General features: G+C 71.7%; 10 protein-coding genes. 8 read left to right on the top strand and 2 right to left on the bottom strand.

Annotated elements, in window-relative coordinates; genetic code table 11:
- Window positions 1-125 precede the first annotated feature (125 nt).
- Window positions 126-1,328, top strand: a complete 1,203-nt coding sequence (locus RI578_RS34365; RefSeq protein ID WP_310874700.1) for a cysteine desulfurase-like protein — start codon at window positions 126-128, stop codon at window positions 1,326-1,328.
- A 19-nt stretch (window positions 1,329-1,347) separates the two neighbouring features.
- Here the strand turns inward: RI578_RS34365 and yicI are convergent, their stop codons facing one another.
- Entirely contained in the window at window positions 1,348-3,618 is a 2,271-nt protein-coding gene (gene yicI / locus RI578_RS34360; protein ID WP_310874699.1) for an alpha-xylosidase, read from the bottom strand.
- Window positions 3,619-3,901: 283 nt separating this feature from the next.
- Between yicI and RI578_RS34355 the strand changes: the two genes are divergently transcribed.
- The 4 genes from RI578_RS34355 to RI578_RS34340 are packed head-to-tail and all read left to right on the top strand — an operon-like array spanning window position 3,902 to window position 8,398.
- Window positions 3,902-5,188 carry a sugar ABC transporter substrate-binding protein gene (locus RI578_RS34355; protein ID WP_310874698.1) on the top strand — a complete coding sequence of 429 codons (1,287 nt, stop codon included), beginning with the start codon at window positions 3,902-3,904 and terminating at the stop codon, window positions 5,186-5,188.
- 11 nt (window positions 5,189-5,199) lie between these two features.
- Window positions 5,200-6,153 (top strand): sugar ABC transporter permease, encoded by a 954-nt coding sequence (locus tag RI578_RS34350; protein WP_310874697.1) that lies wholly within the window; start codon window positions 5,200-5,202, stop codon window positions 6,151-6,153.
- A 6-nt stretch (window positions 6,154-6,159) separates the two neighbouring features.
- The gene (locus RI578_RS34345; RefSeq protein ID WP_310874696.1) at window positions 6,160-6,987 is read left to right on the top strand and encodes a carbohydrate ABC transporter permease; all 828 of its coding nucleotides are present in this window, start codon (window positions 6,160-6,162) and stop codon (window positions 6,985-6,987) included.
- A 31-nt stretch (window positions 6,988-7,018) separates the two neighbouring features.
- A complete protein-coding gene (locus RI578_RS34340) occupies window positions 7,019-8,398 on the top strand; it encodes a GH1 family beta-glucosidase (RefSeq protein ID WP_310874695.1) in 1,380 nt (459 codons plus the stop codon).
- A 39-nt stretch (window positions 8,399-8,437) separates the two neighbouring features.
- On the opposite strand, the gene RI578_RS34335 is transcribed toward RI578_RS34340, so the two are convergent.
- Window positions 8,438-9,679, bottom strand: coding sequence for an ROK family protein (locus RI578_RS34335; RefSeq protein WP_310874694.1), 1,242 nt, complete (start codon window positions 9,677-9,679; stop codon window positions 8,438-8,440).
- 138 nt (window positions 9,680-9,817) lie between these two features.
- On the opposite strand from RI578_RS34335, the gene RI578_RS34330 reads away from it, so the two are divergent.
- The 3 genes from RI578_RS34330 to RI578_RS34320 are packed head-to-tail and all read left to right on the top strand — an operon-like array spanning window position 9,818 to window position 12,222.
- On the top strand, window positions 9,818-10,990 hold the full coding sequence (locus RI578_RS34330; protein ID WP_310874693.1) for an MFS transporter: 1,173 nt from the start codon (window positions 9,818-9,820) through the stop codon (window positions 10,988-10,990).
- Window positions 10,991-11,020: 30 nt separating this feature from the next.
- Window positions 11,021-11,428, top strand: a complete 408-nt coding sequence (locus RI578_RS34325; RefSeq protein WP_310874692.1) for a VOC family protein — start codon at window positions 11,021-11,023, stop codon at window positions 11,426-11,428.
- 53 nt (window positions 11,429-11,481) lie between these two features.
- Window positions 11,482-12,222, top strand: a complete 741-nt coding sequence (locus RI578_RS34320) for a maleylpyruvate isomerase family mycothiol-dependent enzyme (protein WP_310874691.1) — start codon at window positions 11,482-11,484, stop codon at window positions 12,220-12,222.
- The last annotated feature ends 60 nt before the right edge of the window (window positions 12,223-12,282 follow it).

Raw genomic sequence — 12,282 nt, 5'->3', positions numbered from 1 at the left:
CCCGTACTTGTATCCCCGTACCCGTCCCCGCCCCCGCCTCCGCGCCCGTCCGTCACGCGCGCCTGTTCCGATCGGCGACCTGATGCGATCATGAGGCGGAGTTTCCGCCTTCGGTTGGAGTGCACATGGCCCTCGACGTCGACGCGATCCGCGCGCAGATACCCGCCCTGAAGTCCGGCTCCGCCCGCTTCGACGCGCCGGGCGGCACCCAGACCCCGCAGCCCGTCATCGACGCCATCGGCGAGGCGCTGGCCAACCCGCTGGCCAACCGGGGCCGGACGACCGAGGGCGAGCGCAACGCGGACGGCATCGTCGCGGACGCCCGGAGCGCGCTGGCCGACCTGCTGGGCACCGAGCCGCGGGGCGTCGTCCTCGGCCGCAGCGCCACACAGCTCGCCTACGACCTGTCCCGGACGCTCGCCAAGACGTGGGGGCCGGGCGACGAGGTGGTCGTCACCCGCCTCGACCACGACTCCAACATCCGGCCCTGGACGCAGGCGGCCGAGGCGGCCGGCGCGAGCGTGCGCTGGGCGGACTTCGACCCGGCCACCGGGGAACTGCTTCCCGAGCACATCGAGGCGGTGCTCTCCCCGCGCACCCGGCTGGTCGCGGTGACGGCCGCGTCCAACCTCATCGGCACCATGCCCGACCTGCCGGCCGTCGCCCGCCTCGTGCACGGCGTCGGCGCGCTGCTCCACGTCGACGCGGTGCACTACGCCTCGCACGCCGTCGTCGATCCGGCGGCGCTCGGCGCGGACACGCTGGTGTGCTCGCCGTACAAGTTCCTGGGCCCGCACCTGGGGGTGCTGGCGGCCCGGCCCGAGTTCCTGGAGACGCTGCGCCCGGACAAGCTGCTGCCCTCCAGCGACGCCGTCCCCGAGCGCTTCGAGCTGGGGACGCTGCCGTACGAGCTGCTGGCCGGCGCCCGTGCCGCGGTGGACTTCCTCGCGGGCCTGGAGCCGGACGCGCGGGGCAGCCGCCGGGACCGGCTGGTCGCCTCCTTCGCGGCACTGGAGGCCCACGAGGACGCGCTGCGCGAGCGCATCGAGCGCGGACTGGCGGACGTCGGCGGGGTCACCGTGTACTCGCGGGCCGCGCGGCGCACGCCGACCCTGCTGTTCACCGTGGCGGGCCTGCGCCCGGCCGATGTCTACCGGCAGTTGGCCGAGCGGATGGTGGACGCGCCGGCCGGCTCCTTCTACGCGGTGGAGGCCTCACGCCGGCTGGGGCTGGGCGACGAGGGCGGCGTACGGGTCGGGCTCGCGCCGTACAGCAGCGCGGACGACGTGGACCGGCTGCTGACGGCGCTGGCCGGCCTCGACCGCTGACGGCGCGGGCCGGCGGGCCTCACCCCAGCGGAACGCTCACCTCCCCGGCGCCCTCCGCGCTCGCCCCGCCGGCGACGCGCACGGTGAACGGGCGGTCGGTGCCGCTCGCGGTGACCCGCAGTACGTCCCCGTCGCGCCGCACGCGGAACGTCGCGGCGGGCGTGCCCAGCAGGTCGGGCACGGTGGCCTCGGCCGCGTAGTCGGGCCCGGCGGGCGGGTGGACCAGCAGGGTCGGGGTGTCGAGCCAGTCCCCGTCGGGGCGTTGATCGTCGGAGGCCAGCGGCAGGACGGCGCCCTCGCGGACGTACAGCGGCAGGCTGTCGTAGTCGTGCCGTTCGGTGCGCCAGGCGGGGCCGGTGACGCGCTCGCCGCTCAGGAGGTGGGTCCAGGTGCCCTCGGGGAGGTACACCTCGACCTCGCCGTCCTCGGTGAAGACCGGGGCGACCAGGAGGTCGGGGCCGAGCATGTACTGGCGGTCCAGCGGGCGGCAGCCCGGGTCGTGCGGGTACTCCAGGACCATCGGCCGCATCATCGGCACGCCGGTGCGGTGGGCCTCGGCGGCGACGCCGTACAGGTAGGGCATCAGGCGGTGCTTGAGGAGGGTGAAGCTCCGGGCGACGTCGACCGCCTCCTCGCCGAACTCCCACGGCACCCGGTACGACGAGGAGCCGTGCAGCCGGCTGTGCGAGGAGAGCAGGCCGAAGGCCAGCCAGCGCTTGAAGACCGCCGGGTCGGGGGTGCCCTCGAAGCCGCCGATGTCGTGGCTCCAGAAGCCGAAGCCGCTCAGGGACAGGGACAGGCCGCCCCGGAGCGACTCGGCCATCGCCTCGAAGGACGACCAGCAGTCGCCGCCCCAGTGGACGGGGTACTGCTGGCCGCCGGCGGTCGCGGAGCGGGCGAAGAGGACGGCCTCGCCCTGTCCGCGCTCCTTCTCGAGGAGTTCGAAGACGGTCCGGTTGAACAGGTGCGTGTAGTAGTTGTGCATCCGTTCCGGGTCGGAGCCGTCGTGCCAGACGACGTCGGTGGGGACGCGCTCGCCGAAGTCGGTCTTGAAGCAGTCCACGCCCTGGTCGAGCAGCGGCTTGAGCTTTCCGGCGTACCAGTCGCGGGCGGCGGGGCTGGTGAAGTCGACCAGCCCCATGCCCGCCTGCCACAGGTCCCACTGCCAGACGTCGCCGTCCGGCCGGCGCACCAGGTGGCCGAGGGCGGCGGCCTCGTCGAAGAGGGGGGACTTCTGGGCGATGTAGGGGTTGATCCAGGCGCTGACCTTCAGCCCCTTGGCCTTGAGCCGGGCGAGCATGCCGTCCGGGTCGGGGAAGACGTCCGGGTCCCACTGGAAGTCGCACCACTGGTACTCGCGCATCCAGAAGCAGTCGAAGTGGAAGACGGACAGCGGAATGCCGCGCTCGGCCATGCCGTCGACGAACTTCGTCACCGTCTCCTCGTCGTAGGAGGTGGTGAAGGACGTGGTGAGCCACAGGCCGAAGGACCAGGCGGGCGGCAGGGCGGGGCGGCCGGTGAGCGCGGTGTAGCGGGTGAGGACGTCCTTCGGGGTGGGGCCGGCGACGACGTAGTACTCCAGCGTCTGGTCCTCGACGCTGAACTGCACCTGGCCGACGGACTCGGAGCCGACCTCGAAGGAGACGGCGCCGGGGTGGTTGACGAAGACGCCGTAGCCGCGTGAGGAGAGGTAGAACGGGACGTTCTTGTAGGCCTGTTCGCTGCTGGTGCCGCCGTCGGCCTGCCACATGTCGACCACCTGGCCGTTCTTCACGAACGGGGTGAAGCGCTCGCCGAGGCCGTAGATCTGCTCACCGACGCCGAGCGCGAGCCGGCTCAGCATGTGGTGCGCGCCGTCGCCCGTGGTGGCGAACGCGGTGCTCTTGGCGTCGGCACGGGTCAGCTCGCGTCCGTCCGCGTCGTGGAAGGTGAGACCCCAGGGGCCCTCGCGGTCCAGGCGCAGGGACAACGGGCCGCTGGTCAGCTCGGTGACCGTGCCGTCCTGGCGTACCGCGCCGGCGCCGTCCGCAGCGCCCGTGAGGGCGAAGTCGGGGCCCGGCCGGCGCTTTCCGGCGTGGTGGGTGACGCGGACGCCGATGACGCCCTCGGCGGGAGAGAAGCACTCGACCGTGAGGAGCGGCGCGTTGAGCGTGTCCCCCCTCCGCGTCACCTTCTTCACGGCGGCATGGGCGGTGAAGCGCTTCGATTCGGGACGCACATCGCGCACTTCAGTGGCGTACGAGAGATGCACGCCCTCGCGGATGAGCCAGAAGCCGTCGGTGAACTTCATGATCTTCCTCGGGTGGGACGGGAGCTGTCGGATGGGAGCACGGGGGCCGTCTCACAGCATTTTGATCGTACACAAAACAAACCCTCGCGCAGAGTCCCCAGAACTGGCTTCACCGTGTTGAACAGCCATGATTACCCACCAGAACAGTCCACTCACCCCATGAAGTGGCGAGACGGAGGCCACTTTGCTCTAGCGCGACGGCGCACCCTTGACGTATTAGTCATCACATCAAACAAAACGGTCCGGCAAGGAAGCCGGACGGTACGACAGCAAGGGCCGCACCATGTCGAAGCGCTTCACCTCGCTCGCCTTGACAGCACACCCTCCGGCTGCCACGCGCCGCGGGCGAGGACGCTCACACCGAGCCGTCGCCCCGTTCGCCGCCGTCTCCGTACTGGTCGCCGGGGCGGCGCTCACGGGCTGCGGACAGCAGCGCGACGCCGACGTGTACACCGTGATGAACTCCTCGACCGACGAGTCGTACCACCGCTGGGACGCGGAGGCGATGGCCCGCTGCGGCAAGCGGCTGGGCATCACCATCGAGCAGCAGAGCGTCCCGGCGTCGCAGGTGATGACGAAGGCACTGCGCATGGCATCGTCCAAGTCGCTGCCGGACATCGTGCAGTTCGACGCGTCCGAGATGCCGACCTTCGCCGACGCCGGCGGACTGGTCGACCTGCGGACCCTCGGACTGAGCACCGAGGACATCCCCAAGGGCATCGTCGACTTCGGCTCGTACGAGGGGACGTACTACGGCGCGGCCCGGTCCGTGAACACGCTCGCGCTCTTCTACAACAAGGACGTCCTCGACAAGGCGGGCATCGAGGTGCCCACCACCTGGGCGCAGTTGCGCGAGAGCGCGGAGAAGCTCACCGAGGGCAAGCAGTACGGGCTGGCGCTCAGCGCGGGCGGCGCGGAGGACGGCGTCTTCCAGTTCATGCCGTTCATGTGGTCCAACGGCGGTGACGAGACCGAGCTGGACAGCCCGCGGGTCGTCGAGGCCCTCGACTACTGGAAGGGCCTGCTGAAGGACGGTTCGCTGTCGAAGTCGACGGTCAACTGGACGCAGGCGGACGTCAACGACCAGTTCATGGCCGGCAACGCGGCGATGATGATCAACGGGCCGTGGCAGGTGGAGACCCTCAACACCGACAAGTCGCTGCACTGGGGCATCGCGCCGATCCCCGTGCCCGAGGCCGGCGACGACTCGGTGGGCCCGCTCGGCGGTGCGGTGCTCACCGTGCCCAACACCGGTGACGAGGCACGGGAGAGGACGGCCGGGAAGATCGTCGCGTGCTTGGCGAGCGAGAAGGAGCAGCTGACCTACGCGCTCAACAGCTGGATGGTCCCGGCCAACGCGAAGGCCGCCGCCGTCTGGCGCGAACGGGTGCCCGAGCTGGACTCCCTCGCCGACCAGGTGGCCGTCGCCCGGTCCCGCACCGCGAAGCTCGGCGCCGGCTGGTCGAGCGTGTCGCTCGCCCTGCAGAGCGCCTTCCAGTCCGCCCTGACCGGCCAGTCCAGTGAGACCGCCCTGAAGCGCGCCCAGCAGCGGGCCACGAGCGGGAACTGAGGTACGCGCCCATGACCACGTCCACCGTCACCGACCGGACGCCAGCCGAGGCGTCCACGACGGCCGCCGCACCGGACCCGGCCCGGCTCAGGCGCCGGCGCCGGCTCGCCCAGTGGGGGTTCGTCGCCCCCGCCGTCGTCTTCATGCTGCTGTTCTTCGGCTACCCGCTCGTCCGCAACGTCGTGATGAGCTTCCAGCACTACACACCGAAGACCTTCTTCACCGGTGCGGCGCCCTTCAACGGCACCGACAACTGGTCCAACGTGTTCCAGGACGCCCTGTTCGGCAAGGCGCTGTGGCACACCCTCGTCTTCACCGCGGGCTCGCTGCTCGGGCAGTTCTGCATCGGCCTGGCGCTCGCGGTGTTCTTCAGCCGCCGCTTCCCGCTGAACGGGGTGCTGCGCTCGCTGATCCTGCTGCCCTGGCTGGTGCCCATGGTGGTGTCCGGCATCGTCTGGCGCCGCATCCTCGACCAGGACACGGGCGTGCTGAACTCGTTCCTGGAAACCGTCGGGATCGGCGGCAGCACGCCTTGGCTGACCAGCCCGGAGATGGCCCTGGTGTCGGTCGTCCTGGTCAACATCTGGATCGGCATCCCGTTCAACATGGTCATCCTGTACGGCGGTCTCCAGGAGATCCCGAGGGAACTGCACGAGGCGGCCGCGCTGGACGGCGCCTCGGCCTGGCGGACCTTCCGCTCCGTCACCCTGCCGTTGCTCAAGCCCGTCGTCACCGTCGTGCTCGTCCTCGGCTTCATGTCGACGGTCAAGATCCTCGACCTGATCCTCGCCCTCACCGACGGCGGGCCCGCCGACGCCACCCAGACGCTCGGCACGCTGACGTACCAGAACTCCTTCGTGCAGCTGGACTTCGGCGCGGGAGCCGTCGTCGGCAACGTACTCATCCTGATCTCCGCCGTGTTCGCGGTGTTCTACCTGCGGGCCAACCGCACCGAGGGGAAGTGACCGACGATGGCAACCCACACGCCCACCGCGTCCCGGCGCCGCTGGGGCTCCACCGTCGCCGGTGTGCTCGTCCTCGCCGTGATGCTGTTCCCGCTGTACTGGATGCTCAACACCGCGCTCCAGCCCGAGTCGGGGCTGCTCCAGGTCGACCCGGTGCCGGGCGGCCTGGACCTGTCCGGCTTCTCCAAGGCCATCAGCGACCAGGGCGGGCACCTGCTGACCTCGCTCGCCGTCTCGCTCGGCGCGGTCGCCATCTGCCTGGCGATCTCGGCACCGGCGGCGTACGGGCTGGCCCGGTTCGGGCTGCGCGGCTCGCGCACCATCGTGTTCGGCACGCTGATCACCCAGATGGTGCCGGGCATCGTCATCGCCAACGCGCTCTACAACTCGTACGTCGACCTGGGCCTGGTCAACTCCTACTTCGGCCTGATGCTGGCGGACGCCTCGCTGGGCATCCCGTTCTCCATCGTGCTGATGCGCTCCTTCATGGTGTCGATCCCGGGCGAGGTGATCGAGGCCGCGCAGATCGACGGTGCCGGGCCGGTGCGGACGTTCGTGCGGGTGGTGCTGCCGATGAGCCGCAACTCACTGATCACGTCGGGGCTGTTCGCGTTCCTGTTCTCGTGGAGCGACTTCATGTTCGCGCTGACCCTGAACACGACCGACGACGTCAAGCCCATCACCCTGGGTATCTACCAGTACATCGGCGCGCACGTCGGCGACTGGGGCTCGGTGATGGCCGCTTCCGTGCTCTCCGCGGTGCCGGCGGCGATCCTACTCGTCCTCGCCCAGAAGTACATCGCCGCCGGAATCACCGGCGGATCCGTCAAGTGACCCGCGTATACATGGAGATGAGCTGCACAGCATGAGCGACTACCCCAGCTTCCCGCCCGGCTTCGTCCTGGGCGCCGCGACCGCCTCGTACCAGATCGAGGGCGCGGCACGGGAGGACGGCCGCGGTCCGTCGATCTGGGACACGTACAGCCACACCCCCGGCCTGGTGGTGAACGGCGACACCGGTGACGTGGCCTGCGACCACTACCACCGCTACCCGGAGGACGTGGCGCTCCTGCGCGACCTGGGCGTGGACTCGTACCGCTTCTCGATCGCCTGGCCGCGCATCGTGCCGGAGGGTTCGGGCGCGGTGAACCCGAAGGGTCTGGACTTCTACTCCCGCCTGGTCGACGAACTGCTCGCGGCGGGCATCGAGCCGGCCGCCACCCTCTACCACTGGGACCTGCCGCAGGCCCTGGAGGACCGAGGTGGCTGGCGGGTGCGGGAGACGGCGGAGCGGTTCGCCGAGTACACGGCCGTGGTCGCGGAGCACCTGGTCGACCGGGTGCCGCGCTGGATCACGCTCAACGAGCCGTGGTGCAGCTCCTTCCTCGGCTACTCCATCGGCCGGCACGCGCCCGGCGCCAAGGAGGGCCGGGGCGCCCTGGCCGCCGCCCACCACCTGTTGGTCGGCCACGGTCTGGCGCTGTCGGCGCTGCGGGCGGCCGGGGTGCGCGAGGCGGGCATCACGCTCAATCTGGACCGCAACCTGCCGGCCACCGACTCCCCCGCCGACCTGGCGGCCGTGGTCCGCGCGGACACCCAGCACAACCTGGTGTGGACCGAGCCGATCCTCGCGGGCCGCTACCCGGCCACCGAGGAGGAGACCTGGGGCGAGCTGATCACCGGGGAGGACTTCCGGCGGGACGGCGACCTGGAACTGATCTCCCAGCCGCTGGACTTCCTCGGCGTCAACTACTACCGGCCGATCGTGGTCGCCGACGCCCCGCACCGCGAGAGCGACCCGGCGCGGCGCGTGGCGACCGACAACCGCTACGAGGAGGTCCGGCACCCGGGCGTCCGGCACACCGCGATGAACTGGCCGGTCGTCCCGGACTCCCTCACCGACCTGCTGGTCCGGCTGAAGAAGCAGTACGGTGACGCGCTGCCGCCGGTCCACATCACGGAGAACGGCTCGGCGGAGGACGACGCGCCCGCCGCCGACGGCACGGTGCACGACGCCGACCGCGTCGCCTACCTGCGCGACCACCTCACCGCGCTGCGGGCGGCGATGGACGCGGGTGTGGACGTACGCGGGTACTACGTGTGGTCGCTGCTGGACAACTTCGAGTGGGCGTACGGCTACGACAAGCGGTTCGGCATCGTCCGGGTCGACTACGACACGCAGGAGCGCACACCGAAGGACAGCTATCGCTGGTACCGGGAGATGATCGCCGCGAACCGCGCCTGACGTGGGCCGCGGGGGGCCCCGGCCGGGCGGCCCCCCGCGTCAGCCCTGCTCGCGCTCGGCGTACGCCGCCGGGTCGGCCAGCACCTCGCGGACGATCACGCCGGCCGCGCCCCGGGCCGCGTCGCCGAGGGAGGACGAGGCGCGCAGCCGCTTCCCGTCCTCGCTCCACAGCCCCGAGACGACGCGGAGCGCGAGTTCGCGGTCGACGGCGGGGGCCAGCCAGTCCATGAGCTCGCGGTAGACACCGCCGAGCATCACCGCGTCGGGGTCGAAGAGGTTCACCGCGCCCGACACCACGACGCCCAGCTGCCGTCCGGCACGCCCGATCGCCGACAGGGCGGCCGGGTCGCCCCGCCGGGCACGGCGTTCGAGCTCGGCGACGCCCTGCACGCCCGCGTCCGCGTCGATGCCCGCGGCGCCCAGCAGCGCGGCCTGACCGGCGTACTGCTCCAGGCAGCCGCGCGCCCCGCACCGGCACAGCGGGCCGCTCGGATCGACGACCATGTGCCCGATCTCCCCGGCGAAACCGTGCGCGCCGCGCAGCAGTTCGCCCCCCAGCACCAGGGCGCCGCCGATGCCGATCTCACCGGTCAGGTACAGGAAGCTGCGCACGCCCTCGGTGCCCGCGCCGTACCACAGTTCGGCGAGGGCGGCGGTGTTGGCCTCGTTGTCGGAGCTGACCGGCAGGGGGCGGCGGGCGGGGCGCAGGGCGAGGAGTGCCTGGGCGAACAGCCCTTCGACCGCGACCCGTTGCCACCCCAGGTTGGGGGCCTGGCGCACGGTGCCGCCGGTCACCAGGCCCGGCAGCGCGACGTGGACGCCGGCCGGTGCGAGGTCCTGTTCGGCCGCCGAACCGATGGCGCGGGCCGCCAGCCGGGCCGCGCGGGCCAGTACCTCGGAGGGCTGGACCCCGCGGTTGTCGAAGTGCTCCACGAGCCGGACCCGGTCGGTGCCGGCGAGGTCGACGACGCACACGGTGACGTAGTCGATGTTGATCTCGACGCCGAGGCCCGCCGGGCCGGACCGGGACACCTTCAGGACGGTGCCGGGCCGCCCCGCCTGACCGCTGCTGGTCTTGCCCCACTCGGAGACGAAGCCGTACTCCAGCAACTGCTCGACCAGGGACGACACCGCCGCACGCGTCAGTCCGACATGTGTGGCGATACCGGCCCGGGTCGACTCCCCCGCGTCGTGCACGGCTCTCAGGACCAGGCTGAGGTTGTGCCGTCTGACGGTGGCCTTGTCGGCCTTCGGCTCCAGGGGGGTGAGGTTGTTCTTCATGGTGGTGTCGAGCGTATGCGACGCCGGGGGCGCCGCCCCGCGCCCCCGACGCCCGGCCGGTACGCCCTTGCCCCGCCCTCGCTCCACCTCTAGCCTGACTTTGTGCCGCAAATAAACAAAGCCCGTTCGCACAACGCCGTGCCGGGCCCCAGCGACAACCTCACCCGCCTCCGCATCGCCCTGACCGCCTTCTTCGCGCTCGACGGCTTCATGTTCGCCGGCTGGGTCGTGCGGATCCCCGCCATCAAGGAGCAGACCGGCGCCTCCGCCAGCGCCCTGGGGATGGCGCTGCTCGGTGTCTCGGCGGGTGCCGTCGTCACCATGACGCTCACCGGACGGCTGGTCCGCCGCTACGGCAGCCACCCCGTCACCGTCGCCTGCGCGGTCCTGCTCTGCCTCAGCATCGCCCTGCCCCCGCTCACCCACTCCGCGCTCGCGCTCGGCGCCGTACTGCTGGTGTTCGGCAGCGCGTACGGCGGGATCAACGTCGCCTTCAACAGCGCCGCCGTCGACCTGGTGGCCGTGCTGCGGCGCCCGATCATGCCCAGTTTCCACGCGGCGTTCAGCCTGGGCGGCATGATCGGCGCCGGGCTCGGCGGGCTCGTCGCCGGGTCCCTGTCGCCGGTGCGGCACCTGCTCGGTCTCACCGTGGTCGGCCTGCTCGTCACCCTGGTCGCGGGCCGCGCCCTGCTGCGCTGCGAACCCGCCGTGCCGCCCGACCGTACCGACCGGGCCGAGCGCGCCCCGCGCCGGCTCGACCGCCGCACGCGCCGCCTCGTCATCACCTTCGGCCTGATCGCCCTGTGCACGGCGTACGGTGAGGGCGCCATGGCCGACTGGGGCGCCCTGCACCTGGAGCAGGACCTCGACGCGTCGCCGGGCATGGCGGCGGCGGGCTACTCCTGCTTCGCGCTCGCCATGACCCTCGGCCGGCTCACCGGCACGACGCTGCTGGAGCGCCTCGGCCGGACGACCACGGTGGTGGCCGGCGGCACGACCGCCGTGGCCGGCATGCTGCTCGGCTCCCTCGCCCCCTCCGTGTGGGCGGCGCTGTTCGGCTTCGCGATCACCGGACTCGGGCTCGCCAACATCTTCCCGGTCGCGGTCGAACGGGCCGGCGCGCTGGGCGGCCCCAGTGGTGTCGCGACCGCGTCCACGCTGGGCTACGGCGGCATGCTGCTCGGGCCGCCCGCCATCGGCTTCATGGCCGACTGGTTCTCCCTGCCGGCCGCGCTCACCAGCGTGGCGGCGCTGGCGGCGGTGGCGGTGCTGGTCACGATCGCCACCCGGCGCGCGGCGGCATCGACTTAACTGGGCTGGACTGGACTGGAGGACTTGTACATGACCAGTAAGTTCACCGAGCTGGCGATCGACTGTGCCGACCCGGGCGGTCTCGCCCATTTCTGGTGCTCGGTACTCGGCTACGAGGTGCAGGACGAAGAGGATGGAGAGGACGGGGTGGATGAAGTCGTCACGATCGGCTCCCCCGCGGTGCCCGAGGGCAAGAACCGCCTCGGCCCCGTGCCACCGACGCTGACATTCGCCCGCGTACCCGAAGGCAAGACCGTCAAGAACCGGCTCCACATCGACGTCAACCCCACCGACAGGGAGCAGGACGAAGAGGTCCGTCGCCTGCTCGGCCTGGGCGCTCGGCACGTCGACGTCGGCCAGACGGGCGACGAGAGCTGGGTCACGCTCGCCGACCCCGAGGGGAACGAGTTCTGCGTCCTGGCGGGCCGCCGGCCCTGACCGACGCTTCGGGCCTTGCCCTAGAGCCCACTCCATCCGGCACACTCCCTGCCATGGAGACTGCCACGTTCGTCGAAATACTGGACCGCGAGGGTGTGTTGCTCGCCTCGGCCGCCGAGGCGGCGGGCGTGGACGCCAAGGTGCCGACCTGCCCCGGCTGGCAGGTGCGAGACCTGCTGCGACACACGGGGATGGTGCACCGCTGGGCCGCGGAGATCGTCGCCGAGGGGCACGCCGGTCCCGTCCCCGACGGCGGCCTGCCCGACCACGACGGCTCCGCGCTGCTGACCTGGTTCCGGGAGGGCCACGGGCGACTCGTCGACACCCTCGCCGGCGCCTCGCCCGACGTGCGCTGCTGGCACTTCCTGCCCGCGCCGTCGCCCCTGGCCTTCTGGGCCCGGCGGCAGGCGCACGAGACGACCGTGCACCGGATCGACGCCGAGTCGGCCAGGGACGGCGTCCCCACCGGCATCGGCGTGGACTTCGCGGTGGACGGCATCGACGAGTTGCTGTGTGCCTTCCACGCCCGCCCGAAGAGCGCGGTTCGCACCGAGGAGCCCCGCACACTGCGGGTGCGGGCGACGGACGTGCCCGGCGCCGTGTGGACCGTACGGCTGTCGGCAGGGCCACCGGTAACCGAGCGCGGCGACGCCGGGGACACCGACTGCGAGCTGTCCGGACCCGCCGCGCGGCTGTACCCGGCGCTGTGGAACCGCCTCCCGTTCCCGGAGGTGACCGGCGACGCCTCCCTGGCCGCGTTGTGGCGTGAGAAGTCGGGCGTCACCTGGAGCTGAGCCGGACCGCGCGCGCGGCGACGTCGGCCGGGCGGCCCTCGGTGCGGCAACGGTCGAGTC

This window comes from Streptomyces sp. BB1-1-1 (genome assembly GCF_031597775.1).
Classification (GTDB): Bacteria; Actinomycetota; Actinomycetes; order Streptomycetales; family Streptomycetaceae; genus Streptomyces; species Streptomyces thinghirensis.
The sequence above is the reverse complement of the archived record's forward strand: the minus strand, read 5'-3'. Positions and strand labels throughout refer to the sequence as shown.

Bases quoted from the DNA above. Each gene is read 5' to 3' on its own strand.
- RI578_RS34365 (WP_310874700.1), top strand. From the start codon at position 126: ATGGCCCTCGACGTCGACGCGATCCGCGCGCAGATACCCGCCCTGAAG.
- yicI (WP_310874699.1), bottom strand. From the start codon at position 3,618: ATGAAGTTCACCGACGGCTTCTGGCTCATCCGCGAGGGCGTGCATCTC.
- RI578_RS34355 (WP_310874698.1), top strand. From the start codon at position 3,902: ATGTCGAAGCGCTTCACCTCGCTCGCCTTGACAGCACACCCTCCGGCT.
- RI578_RS34350 (WP_310874697.1), top strand. From the start codon at position 5,200: ATGACCACGTCCACCGTCACCGACCGGACGCCAGCCGAGGCGTCCACG.
- RI578_RS34345 (WP_310874696.1), top strand. From the start codon at position 6,160: ATGGCAACCCACACGCCCACCGCGTCCCGGCGCCGCTGGGGCTCCACC.
- RI578_RS34340 (WP_310874695.1), top strand. From the start codon at position 7,019: ATGAGCGACTACCCCAGCTTCCCGCCCGGCTTCGTCCTGGGCGCCGCG.
- RI578_RS34335 (WP_310874694.1), bottom strand. From the start codon at position 9,679: ATGAAGAACAACCTCACCCCCCTGGAGCCGAAGGCCGACAAGGCCACC.
- RI578_RS34325 (WP_310874692.1), top strand. From the start codon at position 11,021: ATGACCAGTAAGTTCACCGAGCTGGCGATCGACTGTGCCGACCCGGGC.
- RI578_RS34320 (WP_310874691.1), top strand. From the start codon at position 11,482: ATGGAGACTGCCACGTTCGTCGAAATACTGGACCGCGAGGGTGTGTTG.